The organism is Microbacterium sp. GW821-FHT01D02 (assembly GCF_059422585.1).
On the sequence record NZ_JBWKXB010000002.1, the window covers coordinates 741,828 to 768,632 of the forward strand.

Genomic DNA, 26,805 nt, shown 5'->3' on the forward strand with positions numbered 1-26,805 from the left:
GATCGTCAGTCGTTGTCCGGATCGTGCTGCGGCTGGGATTTCGGGACCCGCATGCGCACCAGGGTACCCGCGCCGGTGTTCGTCTCGACGACCAGTCCGCCGTCGGCGCCGTAGAGCTGACGGAGCCGGGTGTCGACGTTGCGGAGGCCGACGTGCACGCCGTCGTCGCCGGCCGTGAGCGTGGCCCGCAGACCGTCGGGGTCCATGCCGACGCCGTCGTCCTCGACGGTGATCTCGGTGTGGGTGCCGTCGTCGCGCGAGGCGATGCGGATCTCGCCGCCGCCCTCGCCCGGCTCGAGCCCGTGACGGACCGCGTTCTCCACCAGCGGCTGCACCGAGAGGAAGGGGATGACGGTCGCCAGGGTCTCCGGGGCGATCTGCAGCGTGACGCGCAGCCGGTCGCCGAAACGGGCGCGCTCCAGCTCGAGATAGGAGTGGATGCTGCCCAGCTCGTCGGCGAGCGTCGTGAACTCGCCCTGGCGACGGAACGAGTACCGCGTGAAGTCGGCGAACTCGAGCACCAGCTCCCGAGCGCGGGCGGGGTCGGTGAGGATGAACGAGGCGATCGCCGTGAGGGCGTTGTAGATGAAGTGCGGTGAGATCTGCGCCCGCAGCGACCGCAGCTCGGCCTCGGCCAGCTGGGTCCGCGATGCATCGAGCCCGCCGAGCTCGACCTGGGCGGCGCACCAGTCGGCCACCTCCTCGGCCGCGCGCACGAGGGCGGCGCGCACCGGGGCCGCGAACGCGACCACCACACCGACCACCCGGCCGTCGGCGAGGATCGGAGCCCCGACGGCTCCCAGCCCGTGGTCCCTTCCCGGCGCCGGGAACACCTGCCGTCTCCCCGATGCCCTGACCTGCGTGGCGATGCGGAGCGCGGAGGCCTCCAGCCCGTCGGAGGGGCCGTCGAACGCCACCGTGTCGTCGGCGCTCACGATCGCGACCGCCGCACTGCCGAGCAGCACCCGCAGGTGTCGGGCGGCCTTGACCACGTCCGGCCCGGCGAGCCCCGCGCGCAGGTGAGGAGCCGCGAGGCTCGCCTGGTGCAGCGCCGTGAGCGCTCCCTGCTCCGCCTCGCTGCCGAGGTCGGCGGCTCCGCGGGCGAGTCGGCGTGCGAGCAGCAGGAGCACCGTGAGGACGATCCCGCCGAGCACGCCCAGCCCTGCGGCGAGAACGACGTCGGTCATGGCCTCAGCCTAGGCACTGCCCCACCCGCTCTCAGCAGCAGCGGGCACCGGGGTTGCGATCCTGATCGTCCATCCGCTGCCGCCAGAACTGCCGCTCGGTCAACGGCTCCTCCTCCGGATGCTGGCGACGCTGATGGGCGACGTACGTCGCATAGGCGCTGTCGCCCATCAGATTCGTGATGTACCAGCGGATGCCGCGACCCGCCCGGCCCGCGGCGCTCAGGAGCGTCCGCAGGAGGGTGGTCGCGGCATCCGTCCGACTCATGGTGTCGGCCATCTCAGTGGGTCGACGCCTTGCGGTCGTCGGCGAGGATCGGCTCCCACTGCTTCTCGAGCTCGCGCTCCTCGGCGCTCGGCAGGAACCCGGCCGGAGCGAACCGGCGCGAGGCGACGGGCGTGTCCTCGGTGTTCTCCCCACCGCCGTTGCGGATGGCCTTGATCGTGACGATCACGGCCATCACCATCACGATGATCGCGAGGGTGACGAAGATGATCGACAGCGTGCCCTGCACGGCCGTGTTGCGGATGACCGCGTCGAGCACCTCCGGTTCGCCGAGCGAGGTGTCTCCGCTGTCGCGGGCGGCGACGTAGCGGAAGTGGTTCGCCCAGTAGCCGATGGCCGGAACCGGGGAGGCGATCTTGTACAGCGACGCCGTGATCGTGACGACCGCGGTGAACGCGAGCGGCAGCGCGATGATCCACAGCCACTTGACGTAGCTCCGGCCGCGCTTGGCGACGATCGCCAGCACCACGGCGAGCGCGATCGCGGCGAGCAGCTGGTTGGCGATGCCGAACAGCGGGAAGAAGGTGTTGATGCCGCCGAGCGGGTCGGTGACGCCGAGGATGAGGATCGCTCCCCAGCCGGCCACCATGATCGCGGTGCAGATCCAGACGCCGGGACGCCACGAGACGTCGCGGAACTTCGGGAACCAGGCACCGATCGAGTCCTGCAGCATGAAGCGGGCGACACGCGTGCCGGCATCCACCGCGGTGAGGATGAACAGCGCCTCGAACATGATCGCGAAGTGGTACCAGAACGCCATGAGCGCCTGGCCGCCGAGCGCCTGCTGCATGATGTGCGCGAGGCCGAGCGCGAGGGTCGGAGCCCCGCCCGTGCGGGACACGATCGACTCCTCACCGACCAGCGTGGCCGTGCCGGTGAGCATCTCGGGCGTGAGGTTCACCCCCGTCAGGCCCAGCGAGTTCACGAAGGCGACGGCCCCTTCGACCGTGCCTCCCGTCGCCGCCGTCGGGGCGTTCATCGCGAAGTAGATGCCCTGGTCGATCGAGATCGCGGCGACCAGCGCCATGATCGCGACGAACGACTCCATGAGCATGCCGCCGTAGCCGATGAAGCGCGTCTGGCGCTCCTTCTCGATGAGCTTCGGGGTCGTGCCGGAGGCGATCAGAGCATGGAACCCGGACAGCGCCCCGCACGCGATGGTGACGAACAGGAAGGGGAAGAGCGGACCGGCGAACACCGGTCCCATGCCGTTCTCGCCGAAGATGCTGACCGCGGGAACGGTGATCTCGGGGCGCACCAGGACGATGGCGCCGGCGAGCATCACGATCACACCGATCTTCATGAAGGTCGACAGGTAGTCGCGCGGAGCGAGCAGCAGCCAGACCGGGAGCACCGCGGCGATGAAGCCGTAGATGATGATGCCCCACGCGATCGTGGTGCGGTCGAGGTGGAAGATCGCCTGGCCCCAGTCGGTGCCGGCGACCCAGCCACCGGCGATGATCGCGGCCATCAGCAGCACGAAGCCGATGATCGAGACCTCGGTGACCTTGCCGGGGCGCAGGTAGCGCAGGTACACGCCCATGAAGAGGGCGATCGGGATGGTCATCGCGACCGAGAACACGCCCCAGGGGCTCTCGCCGAGCGCGTTGACGACGACGAGGGCGAGGATCGCGACGATGATCAGCATGATCAGCAGCGAGGCGATGATCGCGGCGGTGCCACCGATCTTGCCGAGTTCCTGACGGGCCATCTGGCCGATCGTGCGGCCTCCGCGGCGCATGGAGAAGAAGAGCACCGTGTAGTCCTGCACGGCACCGGCGAGCACGACGCCCACGATGATCCAGATCGTGCCGGGGAGGTAGCCCATCTGCGCGGCGAGCACGGGGCCGACGAGCGGACCGGCACCGGCGATGGCGGCGAAGTGGTGGCCGTAGAGCACGCGCCTGTCGGTGGGGACGTAGTCCTTGCCGTCCTGCTTCACCTCGGCGGGGGTCGCCCGGCGGTCGTCGGGGCGGGTGATGTACTTCTCGATCACCTTCGAATAGAAGCGGTAGCCGATCAGGTACGTGCAGACCGCGGCGAACACGAACCAGATCGCGTTCACGGTCTCGCCGCGGACGATGGCGAGCATGGTCCAGGCGACGGCACCCAGCAGGGCGATCGCCGACCAGATCAGGATCTTCGGCCAGGTCCAGCGGTTCGCCTTCACGTGGTGGTCATCGGTGAGGGCGACAGGGGGGAGCTTCGGGTCGGTGACGATGACGGGTTCGTCGTCGGCGAGTCCGGCGCCGTCGCGGCGGCGCGACGAAGGTGAAGTCATGGCGGTTCTCCTCGGGATACGCGACATTGCGTTCCCCCACGCTAGGAAAACCGTGCCCCGGACGACGGCGCCGGAGCGGATGCTGCGACGAGCGGCGCCGATCGCGCGATGAACGGACGTCTCGTCTCCCTCGCTGCGCTCCCTCGCTCGACGACCGGGAGGGAACAGCCCGACCCGCTCGACGACCGGGAGGGAGGACCCGCCGACCCGCTCAACGGCCGGAGGGAGGACACCCCGACGCACTCAACGACCGGGAGGGAGGACCCGCCGACGCGCTCAACGGCCGGGAGGGAGGACACCGACCCGTTCAACGACCGGGAGGGAGGACCCGGTCGTTGAGCGAGCGAAGCGAGACGAAACGGTTCGGCCTACTCCCGCTTCTCCCCTCCCGGCGCCGGCGTCTCCGGAGCGCCCGTCTCCGGTGCCTTCGTCTCCGGGGCCTTCGTCTCGGGTGCCTTCGTCTCGGGTGCCGGGGTCTCCGGTGCCGGGGTCTCCGGCGCCTTCGTCTCCGGTGCCTTCGTCGCCGGGGCCTTCGTCGCGGGAGCCTTCGCCGCGGGGACGTCGACCGTCACCACGGTGCGGACCGCCGAGTCGCCGTACTGCACGAGCCCGAGGTAGCGAGTACCGGCGGTGAGTCCGGACCAGCTGAGCTCGTAGCTCGTATTCACACCGCGGACCGCGGCGATCGGGTTCGGCGTCGCGGTGAACGCGCCCGCTCCGTCGGGCTGCACGTCGGCGTGGGTCATGTCCCACGTCATCGGTCCCGTCGTCGAGTACACGTTCGCCACCACGAGGTACGTCCCGGGGGTCGGCGCGGGGATCGTGACCTGCTCATCCGCCGAACCGGTCGCCGACTGCCACCGCTGGTAGTACTGCAGGTCGTCCGGGCTCACGACGCGGTACACCGTGAGGTCGAGGTCGCTGCCCTCGTCATCCGACGAGTCGAGGTCGAACCGCGAGAGCGTGGTGCCCTCGGGTACGTCGACGATCCACGCCACGTCCTTGTTCGCGTCGCCCGAGTTCTCGTCGCCCGAGTGCCCCGCGACCGGGTTGTCCGGGTCGGTGAGCAGCTCGAACGGCGTGAGACCCGAGAGGTCGAGCGCCAGATCGCCGTCGAGACCGGGGGTGATCTGCACCGGGATGCTGCCGTCGACGCCGCTGCCCGACACCTCGGCCGGGGCATCCGCCGTCACCGGGAACACCGCGATCGGGGAGCGCACCGTGTTCTTCTTGCTCTTCCAGGTCAGCGAACCGGTGGCCCACTGCTCGACGGGTGCGCTGGAGTTGTCGAACGTGACCGTGAAGGTCTTCGTCTGCCCCGGCTTGTCGAACGTCAGCTGCGATGGCGTGACCTTCACGTTCACGCCGGGCACGGCGGCCTTCGCGGTGAAGACGCCCTTCTCGGTCGAGGTGACCGCACGGGTGACGGTCTGCGCGCTGGCCAGCGAGCCGATCGAGATCGACGCCTGGTTCAGGTCGCTGCCGTCGATGGGGTCGATGCCCGGGAAGTCCGACAGGCCCTTCCCGTCGAGGAACGCCGCCCAGTCCTTCACCCCGTTGAGGTAGAGGAGGCCCGGGTTCAGGTACCGCTTCGGATCGACCTGCCCCGCGCCCTGCTCGAACGGATCCGTGTTCTTCGACCCGTCCGGGAGCACCGTGTCGTACGCGGTGGTCATCATCGCCGATCGGATCTCCGCGGGCGTCGCCTTCGGGTGCTCGCCGAGGTACAGCGCGCCCAGACCCGCGACGTGCGGGGAGGCCATCGACGTGCCGGAGAGGATGCCGAAGGTCGGCTTCTCCCCCGGGGCGTTGTTCGTCGCCGCGAGGATCGCGACGCCGGGCGCCGCGACATCCGGCTTCAGCACATCGCTGCCGTCGGCCAGCATCGGTCCGCGGCTCGAGAAGCCCGCGATCTGCGGCGTGGGAGTGGTGACGCCCGTGGTGTTCGCACCGACGAGCGTGATCGGACGGTCGACGCCGCCCTGCACGTAGGCGAGCACGGCCGCACGGTGCGCGGCGGCCAGGTGCACCGTCGGGACGGCGTGGAAGTCGTTGTCGAGCGAGTCGGCCCCGCCCGGCACGTTCACCAGGACCATGCCCTTGCCGCCGGCGTCCTTCACGACCTGCGACTTCTCGGCACGCGCGTTGTTGCCGCGATCGCAGACCACGATGTGTCCCGCGACCTTCGCCGGGTCGAGTGTCCCCGGCAGGCAGAGCTGCGCGTCGGCGGCACCCGCCGCCGCAGCATCCGCCGCCGCGATCGACGGCCCGGTGACCTTCTTGCCGAACGGCACGCTCACCGAGGCTCCGGCCTGCGCGAAGCCGGGGAACTGCACCGTGCCTTCCCAGGTCGGGATGGTGGATGCCGCGACGGTCGTGTACCAGGGCGAGGCGTGGTCGGCCGTGACCGGGTCGGGACCGTCGTTGCCGGCGCTGGTGGCGACGAAGACGCCCGCGGCCGCGGCGTTGAAGAACGCCAGGTCTTCCGGCGACATCACGGTGCTCGCCGCACCCCCGCCGATCGAGTAGTTGATCACGTCGACGCCGTCGGCGACGGCCTGGTCGATCGCGGCGACGAGGTCGCTCAGCGCGCAGATGTCGTCCTCCGTGATGATCACGTCGGGTCCGACGTAGCAGGCCTTGTACGCGGCGACCTTGGACGCCGGTGCGACGCCGGAGATCGTTCCGAAGTCGACGCCCTCGACGGCCGCCTTGACCTTGAAGTTGCCGGCCGCCGTGCTCGCGGTGTGCGAGCCGTGGCCGTCGCCGTCACGCGGCGAGAGGTAGTCGTACTGGAAGTCGAAGCCCGCGGCCGCGGCTCCCGCGAAGAAGTACTGGCCGCCGATCAGCTTGGACGAGTAGGCGCGCTTGTCCCAGTCCTGGCCCTCGACCATCGTGGAGCGGAACTGGCCGCCGTCGGACTTGTCGAAGTAGACGTACGTGCCGTCGGTGTAGGGCTGGCCGCCCTTGTGTCGGCTGTGCTGCTTCTTCTGCTTCTTGAGCTTCTTGCCCTCGAACGACGGGTGCTCGGGGGCGATGCCGGTGTCGATCACGCCCACCACGACGCCCTCTCCGGCCTTGTCGACTCCACCGGTCTGCTGCCAGACGCCGCCGCGACCCTTGCGGTCGTCTCCGAGTCCGAGGTAGGAGGTCGAGGTCTGCGCATCGGGGTGGCGGATCTCGTCGGGATAGACGCCGAGGACCTCCTTGGACGCACGCAGCGTGTCGACCTGGGCGCCGGTGAGGTCGGCGCTGAAGCCGTTCAGCACGACCTGGTAGGTGGTGTCCGGCGTGACGCCGATCTGTCCGGCGAGGTCGGTCTGCTCGGTCTGAAGGTGCTCCACGTACCGCTGCGACTCCTGCGACTGCGTCTCGAGCTGCTCACCCTCGGCCGGCTTCGTCGCCTTCAGCCCCTTCACGTCGCCCTCGTAGCTGGCGAGGGGGTCGGCCTTCATGACCACGATGTAGTGCCCGGGGGTGCCTGCGACGGGGACGGGATGCGTCACCTCCTCCGTCGCCGCGTAACCGGTGGTGGCCGTCGATGCGATGAACAGCGTGGCCAGGGTGGTGGCTGCTGCCATCCGGAGGGGTGTTCGACCCATGTCGTGCTCCCGATGATCACGGTGCGACCTCGTTGCCACACCGCGGCCAACATAGTCCTGCCCTCGCCGATCGGTCCGAGATCTGGTCGATCGGTCAGTACCGCTTCGCCGATCGGCCAGGGTTATCCACGGCCTGCCTCCCGATAGGTCGACAGTAAGCTGGAGAGGTGGCCCGTACCTCCGTCCTGTCGACCCGAGTACTGCTCGTCTGCGCGGCGATCGGAGTCGCGACCGGCATCCTCGCCGGTATCGCCGGATGGCTGACTCCGGTGCTGCTGGCGAGTCCACTGCTGTTCCTCTACGGGCTCCTGCTCGGCTCGCACGTCCTGCCCGGCATCATCGCGCAGGAGGTGCTGCGCCTCCCGCTCGTCGCGCTGATCACGCACGTCTTCGCCGCGCTGATCGCGAGTGCCTTCAACCCGGCCTGGGCGCTGCGGTTCATCGGTACGGCGCTGCTGTTCGGCCTCATCCAGGAGGGCGTCGCGGCACTCACCCGCTACCGCGCCTGGGGGCCGTGGCGCTTCTTCATCTCCGCCGCGGTGATCGGCGTCTTCGTCGCGGTGATCGTGTTCTTCGCTGCGCATCTCTCCGTCATGCCGCTATGGGCGCAGATCCTCTACCTCGCGATCTCGGTGCTCGGCCCCATCGCCTGGACGGCGGTCGGCCTCGCCATCGGCACGGCTCTGCGCAAGGCCGGAGTCGCTCGACGCTGACGCTCGTGCGCGTCACCGGCGGGTCGATTGCCGGGCGACGGTTGGTCGATGACGGCTCGATGGCGATTCAGGTAAGGCTCAGCTAAGTTAGACGGGTACGATCCGCCGACCCGGGACTCCGCCGTGCGCCCATCCGCGCCCCTGCTCCGCGTGCGTGAGCTCTCCCTCACCCACGCCGATGCCGCGCACCCCTCGCCCCGCGATGTCACGTTCGACATCCACCCCGGCGAGGTCGTGCTGCTGCTCGGCCCGTCCGGCTCCGGCAAGTCGACGCTCACCCTCGCCCTCAACGGGCTGATCCCGCATGCGCTGTCGGCGAGCATGGACGGCACGGTCGAGGCCGGGGGCATCGACACGGCGAGCGCGCAGACGGCGACGCTGAGCACCCATGTCGCGATGGTGTTCCAGGACCCGGATGCGCAGATCGTCACGGGAACGGTGTACGACGAGGTGGCGTTCGGCCCCGAGAACCTGCTGCTCCCCCTCGACGTGGTGCAGAGCAGGGTCGAGGAGGCGCTGCGCCGGGTCGGGCTCTGGGAGCGTCGCGACGACAACCCGGACCATCTCTCCGGCGGCGGACGACAGCGCCTCGCTATCGGGTGCGCCCTCGCCATGGGTTCGCCGCTGATCGTGCTCGACGAGCCGACCGCGAACCTCGACCCGCAGGGCATCGACGACGTCTACGCGGCTCTCGCAGATGTCGTGCACGCCGGGGACCGTGCCATCCTCCTGGTGGAGCACAACCTCGATGCAGCCATGGCCTTCGTGACGCGCACCATCGTGCTCGACCGCGAGGGCCGGGTCGCGTTCGACGGGCCCGCCGCCGAGGTCATCCGCGACCATGCGGACGAGCTGCTCGGGATGGGAGTCTGGCTGCCCGGGGCGACGCTCGCCGCGCTGCGGCTGCGCGAGCAGGGTCATGCGTTCGACGTGCTGCCGCTGACGCCGGATGAGCTCGCGGGTGCCCTCGCCCGTGCGGACGTCTCGTCTCCCTCCGTGCCCTCCGACGTCTCGTCTCACTCTGCGCGCTCCGACGCCACGATCCACTCTGCGCGCTCGACGACCGGGGTGGGGGCGAGCAGGGACGCCCGGTCGTTGAGCGAGGAGCGCAGCGGCGAGACGAAACGCCCCGAGCCGATCATCCGCGCACGCGGGCTGACCGTCCGACGGCGGCGCACCGAGATCCTGCACGGGATCGATCTCGACCTCGAGCCCGGCAGCCTCACCGCCATCGTCGGCGCGAACGGTGCGGGCAAGACGACGCTGATCCAGGCGCTGGCCGGCGTGGTGCCGCCGCCGCGGGGCCAGGTCGTCGTGGACGGCATCGATCCCGGGACCGCCTCCCCACGCGACCTCGCTGCCCGCATCGGCTTCGTGTTCCAGAACCCGGAGCATCAGTTCATCGCGCACACGGTCTTCGACGAGCTGGCGCACGGGCTCCGGCTGCGGCGCGTGCCCGAGGACGAGATCGCGACGCGCGTCGACGAGATGCTGGCGCGGTTCGGACTCGAGCACAAGAAGGACGTGCACCCGTTCTTGCTGTCCGGTGGCGAGAAGCGGCGGCTTTCCGTGGGCACGGCGCTGATCACCCGCCCGCGCGTGCTGGCGCTCGACGAGCCCACGTTCGGGCAGGACAGGGCGCGGGCCGCCGAGCTCCTCGACCTGCTCGCCGGCCTGCGCGCCGAGGGCACGACGATCGTGATCGTGACGCACGACCTGCAGCTCGTCGCGGAGCACACCTCCCACGTCGTGATCCTCGCGGACGGCCGCGTGCGAGCGGTCGGCCCGACCGCCGAGCTGTTCCAGGATGCGCAGCTGTTCGCCGATGCGGGGCTCCGCCTGCCGGCACTGCAGCGGGTGCTCGCCTCCGCCGGTCTCGGGGTGTCGCCGTGAGCACCGTCGCCTTCGATCCCTACGCCCGGATGACGGCGACCTCTCGCCGACAGTTCCTCTACGCCCTGAACCCGCTCGCGAAGGTGGCGGGCTTCGCCCCGGCGATGGTGCTGCTCGTGTTCGTGCGGGATCTCGCGACGCCGGCCGCCTTCCTCGTGCTCGCCTACGCCCTGATCCTGGTCGGCACCCGCCTCACCGGCAGGCTGCTCGCCCTGCTGCTGCTCGCCCTCCCGGCCGGCATGGTGCTGATCGGTGTCGGCTTCTCACTGTGGGTGGATGCCGGACTCGTCGCCGACACCGCTCCTGTCGTGCGGATCGGCGACTGGACGCTCTACGGCGGCGCGCTCCTGATCGGGTTCGCGACCGCTCTGCGACTCGGCTCGATCGTCGCCCTGGCGCTCATCGGCGGACTCACGACGAGCGGCCCGGACCTCGTGCGGGCGACCGTGCAGCAGCTGCGGGTGCCCTACCGCATCGGCTACACCGCGCTGGCGGCGTTCCGCTTCGTCCCACGGTTCGGTCACGAGCTCGCGGTCATCCGGGCGGCCCATCGGGTGCGCGGGTACCACGGCGGCCGCGGCCCGTTCGCACGCATCGCTCGCGGCTGGGGCTACATCGTGCCGCTGCTCGCGGGCGCCATCCGTCATGCCGAACGCGTCGCGCTGGCGATGGACTCCCGGGCTTTCGGCGCGCACGCGACGCGCACCGAGCGACACCTGGTCCCGTTCCGCACGCGGGACACCGTCTTCACCGTGGCGACGTTGCTGGCCTCGGCCGCCATCTTCGTCGTGTTCTTCCCCTGGCAGCTTCCCTGAAAGGCGCCCGATGGCATTCAGCAAGATGGTCAAGCCCGAGACGACGGAGCTCATTCAGCTCACGGTGCTGCGGACCGTGCGATTGTCCGCCCACTGGATCCGCGTGACGCTGGGCGGCGGCGAGATCGAGAAGTTCCGGCCGATGGGCTTCGACCAGTGGTTCAGACTGTTCCTGCCGATCGGCGGTGACGCCGGGCTGGATCGGGTGCCGGCGAAGGCCAACAAGATGTTCGGCTATCTGAAGTTCCTGCGCATCCCCGACGGCGAGCGCCCGGTGATGCGCAACTACAGCGTGCGGGCTCACCGTCCGGCCACGGCGGATGCGGGCGCAGAGATCGATGTGGACTTCGTGCTGCACGGCTCTGCCGCCGACGGCACGGCCGGCCCGGCATCGCGCTGGGCCGAGACCTGCCGTCCGGGCGAACACGTGCTGATCATCGATGAGGGACTCACCTTCAACCCGCAGCGCGGTATCGACCGTGTCGTGCTCGTGGGTGATGAGACGGCTCTGCCGGCGATCGCCTCGATCTGCGCGTCTCTGCCGGCGAGTGCGGTCGGCACGGCGATCATCGAGGTGCCGAGTGAGGAGGATGCGCTCGAGTTCCCGCATCCGTCCGGCATCGAGGTCGTGTGGATCGTGCGGCCCCATGCTTCCGCCCCCGGAACCCTCGCCCTGGAGACGCTGGCTCGTACGGCTCTGCCCGATGCGCCGTTCCACGCCTACGCGGCGGGCGAGCAGGCGCTCGCCTCCGGGGTCCGCAAGCACCTCGTCGGTGAGCGCGGTGTGGACAAGAACGACGTGAGCTTCTGCGGATACTGGAAGATCGGCGCTGCCTCGCCCGCCTCGAAGGCCGCCCGCGAGGCTGCTGCGGAGCCGCTGGCATGAGCGGCACGGATGCAGTGGGCGACGTCCCTCGCTCCGACGTCCCTCGCCCCGACGTCCCTCATTCCGACGCCGCCGCGCCGGCTTCGACGGCTGGGCGACGGTTCCGTTTCCCGACGGCGATCCTGCTGACGTGCGCGGCGCTCGGTGTAGCGGGCGGGTTGCTCCTCGCGCCGGCGAACTGGGTGTCGACGATCCTGTTCCCCGGGTTGCCTTTCGTGAGCGTCGCGCTGGCGGGACTCTGGTTGTTGCCTTCGGTCATCGCCCTGCGTCTGTTGAGGCGACCGCTGGTCGGCTTGCTGGTCGGGCTGCTCGCCGGGCTGGTGATCGTGCCGTTCTCGGGGTACGGGTTCCGGAGCGTGGCGACGAATCTGTGGTGGGCGGCCTTCACCGAGCTGGCATTCCTGTTCGTTCTCTGGCGCTACTGGGGCACTTGGATGCATTACCTCGGCGCCGTGGTCGCCGGCGTCGTGTATCCCGCGCTCGCCTGGGCGTCGTTCAACCTCGGCGATTTCACCCTCCCCGTGCAGGTGTTGTTCTTCGTCATCACCATGGCGAGCTGTGTCGGTGCCACGGCCCTCGGCATCCTCATCGCCGATCGCCTCCGGAAGGCCGGTGTCGGCGGACGCGCGCCACGGCCCCGAACCCTTCGGCGTCAATGAGCGAGAACTCCGAGTTCTGCGACCGATCCCCGATCTCCGCGATCTGACGTCTGAGCAGAGGCCCCTCGCTCCGCGCTCGGCGCTCTGTGCACTGTGCTCTGTGTTCTGTGTTCTGTGTTGCGCGCTCTGCGCTCCGCGGCCGACCACGGCCGCGCCGTCAGTCCACGCCACCAGACGACGCGCTCTCAGACCACGCCGCCACGCCGCGCCCTCAGACCACACCGCCAGGCCGCGTTGTCAGGCCGCATTGTCAGATCACGCGCTCGCACCACGCCACCAGATCACACCGTCAGGCGGCGATGTCGAAGCGCGCGCGGCCGCCGAGTCGCGGGGTGCGAGCGGGGTCGACATACGACGGAGGGAGGAACCAGACCCGCGCGGGACCGCCGGCACCACCGGGAACACCGGGAACACCGCGACCACCGGGCGCCCCGGCATCGATGCGGATCTCCCACCCGTTGTCGTGGATGCGATGGTGGCACGTCTCGCACAGCAGCACCCCGTTGGACAGATCCGTCGGACCACGGTCGCGTCTCCACCACCGGAGGTGATGCGCCTTCGTCATCTCCGGCGGCAACCCGCACATCGCGCACCCCCCCATCACGCTCCACCAACGCCAACCGCTGCGCCCGAGTGAACAACCGCTTCTCCCGGCCCCAATCGAGAACCTCACTGTCCCCGCCGAGGACACACGGGATGACCCCACCCCCGGCCGCCATCCGCCGCACCGCCCCGACGCTGACCGGCTGATCGACCCCGTCGATCGTCGCCGACCCGGTACCGGCCTCCAGATCTTCCACCCGCACCCGCACCACGACCGTCGCCCCCGCAACCGGAACCCGCCGCTCACACCCCAGCACGTGCGCACAGAACACCGCCAACGCATCAGCCTGGATCATCGGCACCGTCCGCCGATCCGCATCCGGAGCATCCGCGTCAGGACCGTCCTTCCGCGCCGCGAACGCCGCGGTCACGAACCCCCGGATCGCGGTCACCACCGGCGCCGCGGACTCGACATCGAGCACCGCATTCAGATGCACCATCCCATCCCGCTCGAACAGTGACAGCGCACGCTTCCCCCGCCGCTCCTCCTCACGCGATTCGACCCCGTCCGGGTCCAGCCAGGCCTCCGCCCGCACCACGAGCTTGCGCACGTCATCGAGCGCCAGCCCCGCTGCCTTCTCGACCAGCGTCCGCTCCCCCTCGGCGATGCGCTCCGCTCCCGCGGCCACCCGGCATCGTTCCAACAGCGCGATGATCACCGCCGCCGCCTGGGCGCTCAACCTCCCCGAGTCCAACGCCTCGCGCACCACGGGATACTTCGCCGGCAACACCACGCCGAGCAGATCCGCCCGGGGCGCGGTGGCCTCTCCCACGCGCACCAATCGCGACGCATCACCTGTCGACACCCCGGTGGTCGCGGCGATCAGCTTCGCCGGGCTGCGAAACCCCTGCTGCTTCGCGAGACTCTCCGCCCCCAACGCAGGACGGGACTCCTCTGCGATCCTCCCGGCGACCGCGACCTGCACGGCACCGAGACGGCGCTGCACCACCCCGATCGCATCCGTGACCGCGATCAACTGCGCACGAGACAGATCGGCGGCATCTTCCGCACCCGACCACGCGGTCGTGAGGCGACTCATCGCCTCGTTCAACCCGGTCAAAGTGGACATGCTTCATTCTAACCGGAGTAACACGTTACCTTCGAAGCTTTGCGCGATTCCATCCCGGAATTCTGCACGAAATCAACACGTCACTCCTCCTGCACAAACACACAACATTCGCACTTATCCACGAAGCGCACTTCCCCCACCGAGAGGCACCCCGGCGCCCGTCTCACCGCGTATCCGCGAACAACCCCATGACCTCGGGCCCCATCTCCACCTGACTCAGCACGATCCCGAACGAGCCATCCCGATCGATCCAGAAGTCCGTCCCCTGCCCGCCGGACCACCCGTAGCGCCCGGCGCTCTCACCCTCGGTCTCCATCGCGACGCCGAAGCCCCAGCCCGTCCCCTCCCAGAACCCCGGGAAGAAGCTGTCCTCGGTCTTCGCGCTCGACGGGACCTGGTCGGTGCGCATCAGCTCGAGCAGCTCCGGCTCGAGGAACACCTGCCCGTCATGCCGACCGCCCGCGGCGAGCATCCCGGCGAAGGCCGCATAGTCGGCAGCGGTCGACACGAGCTCCGAGTGGCTGAGATCGAACGGCGCCGGGGCGACCGAGAATCCTCCCGCCGCAGGCTCCACCTCGACCAGCGCCCCCTCCTCGTGGCGATACGCCGCAGGGAGGCGATGCGCCTTCGCCACCGGCACCGTGTATCCGGTGTCGACCATGCCGAGAGGCCTGAAGAGGTCCCGCTGGAGATGCTCCTCCAGCGAACCGTCGACCACCCGCGAGAGCAGGATGCCGAGGATGCCGAAGGAGTGGTGGTACCGCCATCCGGTGCCGGGTTCGAAGGCGAGCGGCAACGCGGCGAGCGCGGCCAGCCACTCCTGGGCTCCCATCGCCACCGGCTCCTGTCCCGCAGCCGTCCGGTTCGCGATCATCGCCTCCGCGAGCGGCGACGGTGCCACCTGTACGCCGTACCCCGAGGTGTTGGTGAGCAGATGCCGCAGCGTGATCGGCGTCTTCGCCACCTCGACGTCATCTAGCGCCGCATCCGGCGAGCGCAGCACCCGACGGTCCGCGAGCTCGGGCAGCCATCGCTCGATCGCATCGTCCAGACCGAGGCGCCCGTCCCGCACGAGGCGCAGTGCGGCGACCGCGAGGATCGGCTTCGTCATCGACTGGATGCGCACGATCGCGTCCGCCCGCAGGTCACCGGCCGTGACGATCTCGACCCGCCCGCCCGGGGCGCCGAGCACACCGACGATCCCCGGCGCGGTGCCCCGAGCGACGTGGTCATCCAGGATCCGCTCCAGCGAGTGCGTCATGCCCCGATTCAACCCGGCGGCAGCACCCCTGTCCATGCCCCGACACGATTCGCCCGGAAACGCGAAGAGGCCCCGGATGCGGCATCCGGGGCCTCTTCGCGCGACGAGAGGTCAGCGCTTGCCGGCGATCTGCCGTCCGACGATCTCGCGCATGATCTCGTTCGTGCCGCCGTAGATGCGGTGCACGCGGGCGTCGAGGAAGGCGCGGGCGATCGGGTACTCGGTGATGTACCCGTAGCCGCCGTGCAGCTGCACACCGGTGTCGAGCACCTCCCACTCGCGCTCCGTCGCCCAGAACTTGACCTTCGCGGCCTCCTCGGCCGACAGCTTGCCCTGCGAGTAGGCGAGCAGCGCGCGATCGATGTACGCCCAGAGCGCGTCGACCGTGGTGGCCATGTCGGCGATCTTGAAGCGGGTGTTCTGGAAGTCGATGATCCGCTCGCCGAACGCCTCGCGGTCCTTGGTGTACGACACGGTCCAGTCGAGGGCGGCCTGTGCAGCCGCGGCGCCGGCGACGCCGATCGACAGGCGCTCGAGCGGCAGGTTCATCATGAGCTGGATGAAGCCCATGCCCTCCTTGCCGCCGATGAGGTTCTCCTCGGGCACGAAGACGTCGCTGAACGAGAGCTCGGCGGTGTCGTGCCCGTGGAAGCCCATCTTGTTGAGCTTCTTGCCGTGATCGAAGCCCTCCATGCCGTTCTCGATCAGCACCAGGCTGAACGCGTCGGGTCGGTTGCCCTCACCGGTCTTGACGAAGGTGACGACCAGGTCGGCGGTCTTGCCCGATGAGATGAACGTCTTGGCGCCGTTGACGATGTAGCCGCCGTCGGCCTTCTTGCCGGTGGTCTTGATGCCGCGCAGGTCGCTGCCGGCCCCGGGCTCGGTCATCGCGAGAGCGCCGACCACCTCGCCGGTGGCCATGCGGGGCAGCCACTTCTCCTTCTGCTCCTGCGTACCCATGTGCACGAGGTACGGCACGGCGAGATCGTCCTGGATGCCGAAGGCGCCCGCAAGCGACCCGGCACCGGCCGCGATGACCTCTTCGTTCACGATCGCGCGGAAGCGGTAGTCCTGGAGCATCCCGGCGCCGCCGAACTCCTCGGGGACCGAGAGTCCGATGATCCCCGCCTCGCCCGCGGCGAGCATCGTGGCGCGGTCGACCTCTCCGTCGGCGTCCCACCTCTCGATCGCCTCGTTCGTCACGTGGCGCTTGACGAAGTCCTTGACCAGGTCCCGGAATGCCTCGTGGTCCTCGTCGTAGATGTCGCGTTCCATGCCGTCCTCCTGAACGTGTCGTGCATCGTTGCTCCGGTGATTCTACGGCGCAGAACGCGGCCCGGACAGGACGTTGTGAGAATGCATCCCATAAGTCTTGACACTGGGTACCGCGGTTGTCGGATGCCGCAGAACAGCCGTTCCACGTTTCCTCCGATGCGTGCGCGACCGGCCGCAGGTAGGCTCCGCGTATGCAGGAAGTGTGGCCGTACATCTCGGCGATGTGGACGACCGTCGCCCTCCTCGCGGGCGGATATGCCCGCACGCGCAATCGCTCGGCTCTGGCCTGGTTCGTGCTGACGCTGGCCTTCGGGCCGATCGCCGCGTTCTTCCTCGTGGTCATGTCGCCCGTCCCGCAGCGCGCCGCCACCGCGGAACGACCCACCGCGGAACGAGCCGCCGAGAGACGACCCGCCGACTGACGGACGCGACGACCGACCGCTGTCAGTGGACGTAGTCGGGTGCCGCCGGCAGACCGAAGAACTCCTCGAGGGTGTGGAACCCGCCGTCGTGATACGCCGCGGCGAGGTCGACGCCGACGTAGCGGAGATGCCACGGCTCCGGCGCGTAGCCGGTGACCGGTGTGCCGACCTGCTCGTACCGCACGATGAATCCGTACTCCCATGCGTGCGCCGCGACCCAGTCGCTCTGCGAGGTCCCGCCGAACCCGTCGAGCCCGCCGCAGCCCGCGCCGCACGCGACCACGTCGAGAGCGAGACCGGTCTGATGCTCGCTGTGACCGGGGCGCGCCGACCCGGCATCCGCATCCTCCTGGCCCTGCGATCTCACATGGGAGTCGTACGTCGTCACCTGCAAGCCGTAGGACCGGTAGCCGTTGTTCGCACCGATGCGCCCGACACCCGCGTCCGCCGCCGCGTCGGCCATCGCCCCCACCGCCGCCGCCACGTCGACCCGCACCCGGCCGGACGGGGTCGTCATCTGCAGCGGCACCGAGTCGAGATCGGACGGCTCGAACTCCGGCGGCCGGAGCGGCAGGGACTTGTTCACGACGACCCAGAGACGCGCCGGATCCCGGAGCGAGATGCACGGCGCATTGCCGGCGACCACGGCCTCGCGGAAGCGCGCGCCGCCCCCGAAGCCCGCGATCGTCGCCGCGTCGTCGCCGCTCGCGAGGGACTGCTGCACGGTCGGCTCCGCACACGGGTCGGCGGCGGTCGTGGCCCCCACCTGCACGGTCGGCACCTGCATGACCGCGACCGGCTCCGGCATGGCGGGGACATCCGGCGACGTCGCCGGGACGGATGCGATCGAGAGCAGCATCCCGAGCGCGGTCACGGCGACGCCGATCGGCAGTGCGGGCCCGCGGATCGGGGACCGCGGAGCCGCATGCTGAGCGTGCGGCGTGAAGGGCATTGGTCCATCTTCTCATTCGAAGATAGGTCGCACAGTCGCTTGCGTTAAGCTCGTCCTTCTGTTCGAATGGATGCATGCGGTGGCAAGGACAGAAACTCGGCGAGACGGATGCCGCCGCGCTGCCCGGACTCGAAGACCGGTCGAGCGTGCTGCGCTCGGTCACCACGCCCGAGTTCGCCGGCATGACTTTCCACGAGGTGCTGTCGCGGTCGGCCCTGAACCACGTGCCCGGCGCCTCGCGGATGCCGTTCGCCTGGACGATCAACCCCTATCGCGGATGCAGCCATGCGTGCGTGTACTGCTTCGCCCGTGGGACGCACGAGTACCTCGACCTCGACGGAGGCGCCGACTTCGACTCGCAGATCGTCGTCAAGGTGAACGTGGTCGAGGTGCTGGAGCGGGAGCTGCGGAAGGGGAGCTGGCAGCACGAGACCGTCGCACTCGGCACCAACACCGACCCGTACCAGCGGGCCGAGGGTCGGTACAAGCTCATGCCCGGCATCATCCAGACACTCGCCGCATCCGGCACGCCGATGTCGATCCTCACCAAGGGCACGCTGATCCGCCGCGACATCCCGCTGCTCGTGAAGGCCGCGCAGCGGGTCCCCGTCGACGTGCAGATGTCGATCGCGATGTACGACGACGACCTGCAGAAGACCATCGAACCGGGAGCCCCGACGACGCAGGCCCGCCTCGACACCGTGCGCGCGCTGTCCGATGCGGGATTCCGCGTCACGGTCTTCCTCATGCCGATCATGCCGCACATGACCGACTCGCTCGAGGCGATCGACAGCGCCCTCCTGCGCATCAAGGAGGCCGGGGCCCGCAGTGTCATCTACGGAGCGCTGCACCTCCGCGCCGGCGTCAAACCGTGGTTCTTCCAATGGCTCGAAGCGCACCGGCCCGACCTCGTCTCCTCGTACCGCGGGCTCTACCCCGGCGTCTCCGCCGAAGCGCCGAAGGCGTACCGGCAGTGGCTGGCGAAGCGCGCGCGCCCACTCATCCGCATGCACGGACTCGACGGCCGCCACGAAGACGACTACCCGCGGCGCGACCGACCGGCGTTCACCCCGTCGCCCGTGACGGCGACCGCCACGCCCGCGCCGCAGCCGATGCTGTTCTGAACCCGCGAGGCAGCCTCCGGTCGGACCGACTCCCCCGGCCGCGTAGGCTCGGGAGCATGGCGATCGGTTCCACCATCCACACTTTCGAGGTGCAGCTCGCTGACACCGATCGCGGCGTTTACGAGGACTACTCGCTGCGCGTCGCCCGGCATCCGTCCGAGACCGACGCCTACATGCTCACCCGCGTGCTGGCGTACGGGCTCGAGTTCGCCGAGGGCATCGCATTCGGCGGCAGCATCTCGTCGACCGAGGAGCCGGCGGTGCTCGTGCGCGACCTCACCGGACTGATCACCGCGTGGGTCGAGATCGGAGCGCCCGACGCCGAGCGGCTCCACTACGGCAGCAGGCTCGCCGAGCGCACGGTCGTGTACACCCACCGCGATCCCGCCAAGGTGATGGCGCCGTGGACGGACAAGCGCATCCATCGCCGCGAGGACATCCGCGTGTACAGCTTCGACCCCGGGTTCATCGACTCCGCGGCGGCCCTGATCGAACGCCGCAACACCATGACCCTCACCGTGACCGAGAGCGTGATCTACCTCGACCTCAACGGCACGAACCTCACCTCCGCCGTGCACACACACGAGCTGGCCTGACCCCCACTCGCACTCGCGTCCGCGTCCCCCTCCGCGCCCTCCTTCCCCTCCCGGCCCGTCGAGTGCACGGGTTCTCGCCGAACGCGCGACTTCTTCGCGCGCATGACCCGTGCACTCGCGAGCATCCGGTGCACTCGGCGAAGCAGGAGGAGCTCCGCTCGCGGGCGTCCCGTGCACTCGGCCCACGGCCGCGCCCCCGTCACGCGACCCCTCACTCCCGTGTCGTCGAGTGCACGGGGTCTCGCCGAACGCACGACTTCTTCGCGCGCATAAGCCGTGCACTCGCGAGCATCCCGTGCACTCGGCGACGCCGGAGCGGAAGGTGGAGGCCGGCAAGGTGGGGAGGCGCGGGGCGGGGACGCAAAGGCCCCGCCCCGCGGATGCGGGACGGGGCCTTTGCGTCGGAGAGGATCAGGCCGTGAGGTCGGCGGCGGTCGGCACGCGACCGGCGATCTCCTCGATGATGTCGTCGTCGAGGCGCGCGTTCTCGAACGGCGCGTCGATCTCGGCGCGGTCGAGCAGCTCGGTCATGCGACGCTGACGCTGACGCGTGATCAGCGTGACGACACGACCCGAGCGACCGGCGCGGCCGGTACGGCCCGAACGGTGCAGGTACGTCTTGTACTCGTCGGGAGCGTCGGCCTGGACGACCAGGTCGATGTCGTCGACGTGGATGCCGCGGGCGGCGACATCCGTGGCGACGAGCACGTTCACGCGACCAGAGGTCAGACGCTCCAGGTTGCGCGTTCGCTTGGCCTGGTTCAGGTCACCGTGCAGCGAGACGGCGGGGATGCCCGCGTCGTCGAACTGCTCGGCCAGCATGTCGGCGTAGGCACGGGTGCGGGCGAAGACCAGCGTCTTGCCGGCACGGTCGACGAGCGACGTGAGGATGTCGGCCTTGTCACGGTGCTCGATCACGAGCACGCGGTGCTCGATCGTGCTGGACTCCTGGTCCTCACCGGCGACCTCGTAGACGGCCGGGTCGACGAGGAACTCGTCGACGAGAGCCGCGACCTCACGGTCGAGCGTGGCCGAGAACAGCAGCTTCTGGCTGCCGTCGGCGGTGTGACGCAGGATGCGCTGCACCGGCTCGACGAACCCGAGCTCGCACATGTGGTCGGCCTCGTCGAGCACCGCGATGCGGCAGTCGGAGAGGTCGAGCTTGCCCTGGTTGATGAGGTCCTCGACGCGACCGGGCGTACCGATCACGATGTCGACGCCCTTCTTGAGCGCGCCCACCTGGCGGCCCTGCGGCACACCACCGTAGATCTGCGTGGTGAACAGGCCGACGCTGCGGGCGATCGGCTGGATCGTGCGGTCGATCTGCAGCGCGAGCTCACGCGTCGGAGCGAGGATGATCGCGCGCGGCGACCGTCCGAACTCACGGCGCTTGCCGGCCTGCGACTGCAGCACGCGCTCGACGAGCGGAGCGCCGAAGGCGATGGTCTTGCCCGAGCCGGTGCGGCCGCGGGCGAGGACGTCACGTCCGGCGAGGACGGCGGGGATGCTGGCGGCCTGGATCGGGAACGGCGTGGCCGCGCCCATGCCGACGAGGGTCTCGACGATGTTCGAGCCGAGGCCCAGGTCGCCGAAGGTCACACCGTCGACCTCGACAGCCGCGACGGACTTCGCCTCGAGGCGCTCGTGCACGACGTCGTCGCCCGGGGTGAACTTCGCACCGGTCGACTCAGGACGGCTGGTGGCGTTCCAGTCATTGCGGCTCGGGCGCTCGTTGCGCGCCGGACGCCCGCGGGTGTCGGAGGTCAGCGGGCGCGGACGCTCGGTGCGGTACGCGCCACCGGTCGACGGACGCGAACGCTCGTCGCGGCCGCCCTCATACGAACGCTGCGTGCGGTCGCGGTCGAAAGCCCGGCGTGCGCGGTCGGCGTCGTAGGAGCGCTCGGGGCGCTCGGTCCCGCGATCGTTCGACCGGGTGCGGTCGCCGCCGCGGTCGTCACGACGCGGACGCTCGTCGCGGTCGAACCGGGGACGCTCGGCGCCACGGTCGCTGTTGTACCGAGGGCGCTCGGCGCCACGGTCGCTGTTGTACCGGGGACGCTCGGCACCACGCCGATCGTCACGAACCGGACGTCCACCGTCGCGGTGGTCGTTGTCGCGGAAGCCCTGGCGCTGGGTGCCGGCGCCGCGATCGTTGTTGTACCGGGGGCGGTCGCCGCCGCGCTCGTCGCGGTAGGTGCCGGGACCGGTCGGGCGCTGTCCGCCACGGTCATCCCGGCGGGGACGGTCGTCGAAGCGGCCGCCGCCGCTGGGCCGGTCGTTGTACCGGGGACGCTCGGAGCGCTCGTCGTTGCGGTGGTGCGGGGCCTCGCGACGTCCGGACTCCGCGCGGTTGCGGATGCCCCGGGCCTCGTCGCGGCCGGCGCGCTCCGACGCACCCCAGCGCTGCTTGGGCGCACCGGACTCGGCCTCGGCCGGGCGGTAGCCGCGGTGGCCGGCGCTGCGGCTACCGGGACGACGGTCGTAGCCGCCGGCGGACGCGGTGCGGCGGTCGCCGGCATCCGCGCGTCCACCGCGCTCGTCGCGCGCGCCGTCACGGGCCGGAGCACCGTTGTGACGGTCGTGGAAGGAGGTCTTCTTCGCGCCGTAGCGCGGCTCGAAATTCGCGGAGGGGCGTCCGCCGCGGGGCTTCTTGTTCTTCGGCATTGCGTTTTCTTCCTGTGTTCTCGCACGAGAACAGCGCCGCGCGCACGCGCGAGCACCCTGCGCGTGGTCGGACTCGACCAGCGGGGTTCCGGACTGTCAGCGGCCGGGGCCATTCATGTGATGGTTGATTAGCGTCGAGCGACGCTCACCATCGGCCCCTGGACTCACACTTCATACACAGAAAACGTCCACGCCAATGCGCGGGTGTCCGAAGCCGACCGTCCGATACTACCCGAGACACCTGAGAGAGTGCCGACGCAGGGGTGGCCGTACGATGACGAGGTGAGTACCGCTTCCCCCACCGGCGCCCAGATCCACCTCCAGCTCGGCGATGCCACCGCGCAGATCGCCCAGGTCGGCGCATCCCTGCGGTCGCTGCGCGTCGGCGGTGTCGACCTCGTGCCGCCCTACCCCCTCGACCAGCCGACTCCGGCCTGCTCCGGCGTGATCCTCGCCCCGTGGCCGAACCGGGTGCGGGACGGGCGCTGGGACGACGACGGCACCTCGCGCACGCTCGCGATCACCGAGCCGAAGCTGAACAACGCCAGCCACGGCCTGCTGCGGTTCACGGCATACGAGGTGTCGCACACCGACACGGAGGCGGTGCTGCGCGCGACGATCGTGCCGCAGACCGGCTACCCGTACCTGATCGAGACGAGCGTGACCTACGCGCTCACCGCCGACGGCATCGAGGTGACGCACGAGCTCACCAACCGTTCGACCGCTCCGGCCCCCGTCGCCCTCGGCACCCACCCGTTCGTGACGATCGGCGACGTCGATCCGCACGACCTCGTGCTGCGGGTTCCCGCCGAGACGGCGTTCGTCACAGATGAGCGGATGCTGCCGACCGGCACCCGCCCGGTCGAGGCGGCGCTGCGCGACGGGGTCCGCCTCGGAGACGTGACCCTCGACACCGGCTTCACGGACCTCGCCCGCGACACCGACGGGCGCGTGCGCCACTCGCTCACCGCGCCCGACGGTCGGCGCGTGACCCTGTGGCAGGGCGAGGGCTTCGACTACGTGCAGGTGTACACCACGCCCGCGTACCCCGGGCAGCCCCTCGCGGTCGCGATCGAGCCGATGACCGCGCCCGCCGATGCCTTCAACAGCGGCCTCGGCATCCGCCGCCTCGCCCCCGACGAGACCTGGACCCTGCACTGGGGCATCACGTTCATCCCCGCTCGTTGAGCGAGGACCGCAGCGACGAGACGAAACGTGGCGCCCCCGCGAACACGGGCACCACGTTTCGTCTCGCTCCGCTCGCTCGACGACCGAGCGCAGGAGCTGTCCGCCTGTGCGGCTACTCCCCGCGCTCGCGCATCTCGCGCCGCGTCAGCTGCGGGGCGTGCGGCAGGCCCGACGCGTCCACCAGCACGGGCTGAGCGGAGGCGACGGCAGCACCGGAGACGTCCGGTCCGACCGGCGCATCCGGCTTCGGAGCCCCCTCGGCGTCCGAGCCACCCGCCTTGCGGGCACGTCGCCGCTCCTTGGCACCCTCGACGAGGTTGTAGAGCGTCGGCAGCACGATGAGCGTCAGCACGGTCGAGGAGATCAGACCGCCGATCACGACGATCGCGAGCGGCTGCGAGATGAACCCGCCGTGCCCGGTGATGCCGAGCGCCATCGGGGTCAGCGCGAAGATCGTCGCCAGCGCGGTCATGAGGATCGGTCGCAGACGCTTCTCCCCACCGGCCTTCACCGCCTCGATGGTCGACAGACCCTTCTCCCGATACTGGTTCACGAGGTCGACGAGCACGATCGCGTTCGTCACCACGATGCCGATGAGCATCAGCACACCGATCAGCGAGGCGACGCCCAGCGGCACACCCGTGACGATCTGCAGGAGGATCGCCCCGGTCGCCGCGAACGGCACCGACACGAGCAGCAGCAGCGGCTGACGCAGCGACTTGAACGTCGCCACCATCACCACGTAGACGATCAGGATCGCCGCGAGCATCGCGAGGCCGAGCTGGGAGAACGAGTCCGCCTGCTGCGACGCGACGCCGCCGACCTCGGCGGACGCACCGTCGGGCAGATCCACCGCGGCGAGCGCCTCGTTCACCGACTGCGTGGCGGTGGCAAGGTTGTCGGATGCCGGGGGCACCGTGATCGTCGAGGTGCGGCGACCCTGCTCGGTGGTGATCGAGGTCGGGCCGTTCTGCTGCTCGACGGTCGCGATGTCCTGCAGCTGCACGATGCCGGTCGGCGTCGGGATCGCGAGCTGCTTCAGCGCGTCGACCGTGGTCGGCGGGTTCGGCGACACGATGTAGACGGTCAGCGCGGTGTCGTCGATCTCGACGGATCCGGCCTGCTGCGGGCGCATGGTGTTCGAGACGATCGAGCCGACCGCGACCTCGGAGAGACCGCGCTGCGCGGCCGCCTCACGGTCGACCACGACGGCGATGTACGGCAGCGCGGCGGCGAGGTTGTCCGTGACCTGACCGACGCCCGCACGACCGTCCAGCTCCTTGACGAGGCTGCTCGTCGCGGTCTGCAGGTCGTCGGCGTTCGAGGCCGTGACCGTGATCTCGATGTCGCTGGAGCCGAAGCCCGCGGAGGCCGCGACCGACACCTCGCCCACGTCGTCGCCGAGGCCGTCGATCGCGTCCTGCACGTCGGCACGGAGCTTCTCCTGGTCGGCGTCGCCGTCCGTGAGAACGGAGTAGGTGATACCGGCACCGCCCGAGAACGCATCGCGCAGCGCGGAGCCGCTCGATCCGATCGAGGCCTGCACGTGCTCGATGCCGTCGATGTCCAGCAGCGCGTCCTCCACGGAGACCGCGGCATCCGACTTCGCCTGGAGGCTCGCGGTGGGACCGAGGTCCTGCGTGACGGTCATGGTGTTCTGACCGGAGTCGCTGAGGAAGTTGATCTTCATGAGCGGGGCAGCGGCCAGCGTGGCGCCGAGCACGACGACGGCGAGGATCACGGTGAGGCCGGAGTGCTTCAGCGTCCATCCGAGGATCGGCCGGTAGACGCGCTGCAGCTGCGTCGGCGGCGCATCCGGGTGCTCCGGGTCGATGACGTTGCCGTGCTCGTCGACGAGCTCCTTGCCCGGCTTGAGGAACCAGTAGGCGAGCACCGGGACGATGGTGAGGGCGACCAGGAGCGAGGCGACCATCGCGATGGTCACGGTCATGGCGAACGGCCGGAACAGTTCACCGACCATGTCGCCGACGAAGACGATCGGCAGGAACACCGCGACCGTCGTGATCGTGGATGCCGTGATGGCCATGGCGACCTCGCGCACGGCGAGGCGGATCGCATCGCCCTTGTCGGCATCGCCGACGTAGTGACGCTTGATGTTCTCGATCACGACGATCGAGTCGTCGACGACTCGACCGATCGCGATCGTGAGCGCGCCGAGTGTGAGCACGTTGAGGGAGTATCCGAACGCCTGCAACCCGATGAACGTGATGAGCACGCTGGTCGGGATCGAGATCGCCGTGACGAGGGTCGATCGGATCGACATCAGGAAGATCAGGATGATGATCACCGCGAACACCAGGCCGAGCAGGCCCTCGGTCGCGAGCGTCTCGATCGACTGCACGATGAACGGCGCCTGGTCGAAGATCACCGTGAACTCGGCGTCGGGGAACGCCTTGCCGATCTCGTCGAGCGCGGCGATGACGCCGTTCGACACCTCGACCGTGTTCGCGGCAGGGAGCTTCGTGATCGAGATCGAGAGCGCGTCCTTGCCGTCGACCCGGGAGATCGACGTGACGGGATCGGACTCCTGCACGACCGTGGCGACATCGCCGATGGTGACGTCGGTTCCGACCAGCGGGAGCGCCGCGATCTCCTTGACCGAGGTGATCTTCGCACCGGTCTGCACCGTGAGCGTCTGGCCGTCCGCGGTGATGTCGCCACCGGGGAACAGGGTGCCGTTCTGCTGCAGGGCCGTGCTGATCGCCTGCGAGCTCTGCCCTGCCGCCGCGAGCTTCGCGGTGTCGGGCGTGATGCTGATGCGCTGGCCCACGCCGCCGACGATCTCTGCGGCGTTGACGCCGTCGACGTCTTCGAGCTCGGGAATCGCGACGGACTCCAGCTCGGCCTGCGCGTTGTCGGCGTCCTCGAATCCGGTCACCGCGACCTGGATCACCGGGAAGTCGTCGATCGACACCGAGAGCACCTGCGGACTCACATCCTCGGGCAGCTGGGAGGAGATGCGGTTGATCGCCTGCTGGATCTTCTGCTCGGCGGTGGCGAGGTTGGTGCCGTAGGCGAACATCGCCTGCACGATCGACGCGTTGGTGGTGCTGGTCGCGGTGGTCGACTCGAGCCCGGGCACGCCCTGGATCGCCGCCTCGACGGGTGTCGACACGTCGTTCTCGACCACCTCGGGCGATGCGCCGGGGTAGGTCGTCATGACGACGAGGGCGGGCAGCTCGAGCGAGGGGATGAGCTCCTGCTTGAGGTTCGTGAGCGCGAGCCCGCCGAACACCGCCGCGACGATGGTGATCAGGGCGATGAGCGCACGGTTCTTCAGGCTCAGGATGGCGAGTTTCGACAAGGCGGT

20 protein-coding genes and 1 pseudogene are annotated in these 26,805 nt (G+C 69.8%); 10 read left to right on the top strand and 11 right to left on the bottom strand.

Annotated elements, in window-relative coordinates; genetic code table 11:
- Positions 1 to 5: 5 nt before the first annotated feature.
- From AC07VM_RS12340 to AC07VM_RS12350, 3 genes are read right to left on the bottom strand one after another with little or no spacing between them, the layout of a single operon-like run.
- Positions 6 to 1,187: a sensor histidine kinase gene (locus AC07VM_RS12340; RefSeq protein WP_494911451.1), complete on the bottom strand. Its 1,182-nt coding sequence runs from the start codon at positions 1,185 to 1,187 to the stop codon at positions 6 to 8.
- Positions 1,188 to 1,218: 31 nt separating this feature from the next.
- A complete protein-coding gene (locus AC07VM_RS12345) occupies positions 1,219 to 1,464 on the bottom strand; it encodes a YbdD/YjiX family protein (protein WP_267417114.1) in 246 nt (81 codons plus the stop codon).
- A 1-nt stretch (position 1,465) separates the two neighbouring features.
- On the bottom strand, positions 1,466 to 3,751 hold the full coding sequence (locus AC07VM_RS12350) for a carbon starvation CstA family protein (RefSeq protein ID WP_494911452.1): 2,286 nt from the start codon (positions 3,749 to 3,751) through the stop codon (positions 1,466 to 1,468).
- Between the two features lie 108 nt (positions 3,752 to 3,859).
- Between AC07VM_RS12350 and AC07VM_RS12355 the strand changes: the two genes are divergently transcribed.
- Complete coding sequence (locus tag AC07VM_RS12355) at positions 3,860 to 4,090, top strand: hypothetical protein (RefSeq protein WP_494911453.1); 231 nt, start codon at positions 3,860 to 3,862, stop codon at positions 4,088 to 4,090.
- 29 nt (positions 4,091 to 4,119) lie between these two features.
- On the opposite strand, the gene AC07VM_RS12360 is transcribed toward AC07VM_RS12355, so the two are convergent.
- Positions 4,120 to 7,332 (bottom strand): S8 family serine peptidase, encoded by a 3,213-nt coding sequence (locus tag AC07VM_RS12360; RefSeq protein WP_494911454.1) that lies wholly within the window; start codon positions 7,330 to 7,332, stop codon positions 4,120 to 4,122.
- A 188-nt stretch (positions 7,333 to 7,520) separates the two neighbouring features.
- Here AC07VM_RS12360 and AC07VM_RS12365 point away from each other — a divergent pair, with 188 nt between their 5' ends.
- The 5 genes from AC07VM_RS12365 to AC07VM_RS12385 all read left to right on the top strand — a co-directional run bounded on the left by AC07VM_RS12365 (position 7,521) and on the right by AC07VM_RS12385 (position 12,319).
- Positions 7,521 to 8,066 carry an ECF transporter S component gene (locus tag AC07VM_RS12365; protein WP_267417111.1) on the top strand — a complete coding sequence of 182 codons (546 nt, stop codon included), beginning with the start codon at positions 7,521 to 7,523 and terminating at the stop codon, positions 8,064 to 8,066.
- Between the two features lie 123 nt (positions 8,067 to 8,189).
- Entirely contained in the window at positions 8,190 to 9,959 is a 1,770-nt protein-coding gene (locus AC07VM_RS12370; RefSeq protein ID WP_494911456.1) for an ABC transporter ATP-binding protein, read from the top strand.
- Entirely contained in the window at positions 9,956 to 10,774 is an 819-nt protein-coding gene (locus AC07VM_RS12375) for an energy-coupling factor transporter transmembrane component T (protein ID WP_494911458.1), read from the top strand. The genes AC07VM_RS12370 and AC07VM_RS12375 overlap by 4 nt, the downstream gene beginning before the upstream one ends.
- A 10-nt stretch (positions 10,775 to 10,784) precedes the next feature.
- Positions 10,785 to 11,660: a siderophore-interacting protein gene (locus AC07VM_RS12380; RefSeq protein ID WP_494911459.1), complete on the top strand. Its 876-nt coding sequence runs from the start codon at positions 10,785 to 10,787 to the stop codon at positions 11,658 to 11,660.
- Positions 11,661 to 11,785: 125 nt separating this feature from the next.
- Positions 11,786 to 12,319 (top strand): ECF transporter S component, encoded by a 534-nt coding sequence (locus AC07VM_RS12385; RefSeq protein ID WP_494911714.1) that lies wholly within the window; start codon positions 11,786 to 11,788, stop codon positions 12,317 to 12,319.
- Between the two features lie 289 nt (positions 12,320 to 12,608).
- Here AC07VM_RS12385 and AC07VM_RS12390 read toward each other — a convergent pair whose 3' ends face one another.
- From AC07VM_RS12390 to AC07VM_RS12405, 4 genes and pseudogenes are all read right to left on the bottom strand, one after another.
- Positions 12,609 to 12,920 (bottom strand): HNH endonuclease, encoded by a 312-nt coding sequence (locus AC07VM_RS12390; protein WP_494911715.1) that lies wholly within the window; start codon positions 12,918 to 12,920, stop codon positions 12,609 to 12,611.
- Positions 12,921 to 12,978: 58 nt separating this feature from the next.
- Positions 12,979 to 13,992, bottom strand: a pseudogene (locus AC07VM_RS12395) (DUF222 domain-containing protein); the annotation flags it as partial.
- A gap of 163 nt (positions 13,993 to 14,155) precedes the next feature.
- The gene (locus AC07VM_RS12400) at positions 14,156 to 15,253 is read right to left on the bottom strand and encodes a serine hydrolase domain-containing protein (protein WP_494911461.1); all 1,098 of its coding nucleotides are present in this window, start codon (positions 15,251 to 15,253) and stop codon (positions 14,156 to 14,158) included.
- Between the two features lie 111 nt (positions 15,254 to 15,364).
- A complete protein-coding gene (locus AC07VM_RS12405) occupies positions 15,365 to 16,528 on the bottom strand; it encodes an acyl-CoA dehydrogenase family protein (protein WP_494911463.1) in 1,164 nt (387 codons plus the stop codon).
- A gap of 191 nt (positions 16,529 to 16,719) precedes the next feature.
- Between AC07VM_RS12405 and AC07VM_RS12410 the strand changes: the two genes are divergently transcribed.
- Entirely contained in the window at positions 16,720 to 16,950 is a 231-nt protein-coding gene (locus tag AC07VM_RS12410; protein WP_494911465.1) for a hypothetical protein, read from the top strand.
- A 22-nt stretch (positions 16,951 to 16,972) separates the two neighbouring features.
- Here the strand turns inward: AC07VM_RS12410 and AC07VM_RS12415 are convergent, their stop codons facing one another.
- A complete protein-coding gene (locus tag AC07VM_RS12415; RefSeq protein ID WP_494911466.1) occupies positions 16,973 to 17,902 on the bottom strand; it encodes a M15 family metallopeptidase in 930 nt (309 codons plus the stop codon).
- A gap of 74 nt (positions 17,903 to 17,976) precedes the next feature.
- Between AC07VM_RS12415 and AC07VM_RS12420 the strand changes: the two genes are divergently transcribed.
- Both AC07VM_RS12420 and AC07VM_RS12425 read left to right on the top strand, forming a co-directional pair.
- A complete protein-coding gene (locus tag AC07VM_RS12420; RefSeq protein WP_494911468.1) occupies positions 17,977 to 19,026 on the top strand; it encodes an Rv2578c family radical SAM protein in 1,050 nt (349 codons plus the stop codon).
- 56 nt (positions 19,027 to 19,082) lie between these two features.
- The gene (locus AC07VM_RS12425; RefSeq protein ID WP_494911469.1) at positions 19,083 to 19,622 is read left to right on the top strand and encodes a YaeQ family protein; all 540 of its coding nucleotides are present in this window, start codon (positions 19,083 to 19,085) and stop codon (positions 19,620 to 19,622) included.
- Positions 19,623 to 20,033: 411 nt separating this feature from the next.
- Here the strand turns inward: AC07VM_RS12425 and AC07VM_RS12430 are convergent, their stop codons facing one another.
- On the bottom strand, positions 20,034 to 22,286 hold the full coding sequence (locus AC07VM_RS12430) for a DEAD/DEAH box helicase (protein ID WP_494911471.1): 2,253 nt from the start codon (positions 22,284 to 22,286) through the stop codon (positions 20,034 to 20,036).
- Positions 22,287 to 22,568: 282 nt separating this feature from the next.
- On the opposite strand from AC07VM_RS12430, the gene AC07VM_RS12435 reads away from it, so the two are divergent.
- Positions 22,569 to 23,474, top strand: coding sequence for an aldose 1-epimerase family protein (locus AC07VM_RS12435; protein ID WP_494911472.1), 906 nt, complete (start codon positions 22,569 to 22,571; stop codon positions 23,472 to 23,474).
- A gap of 112 nt (positions 23,475 to 23,586) precedes the next feature.
- Here AC07VM_RS12435 and AC07VM_RS12440 read toward each other — a convergent pair whose 3' ends face one another.
- Positions 23,587 to 26,799, bottom strand: coding sequence for an efflux RND transporter permease subunit (locus AC07VM_RS12440; protein ID WP_494911473.1), 3,213 nt, complete (start codon positions 26,797 to 26,799; stop codon positions 23,587 to 23,589).
- Positions 26,800 to 26,805: the final 6 nt, after the last annotated feature.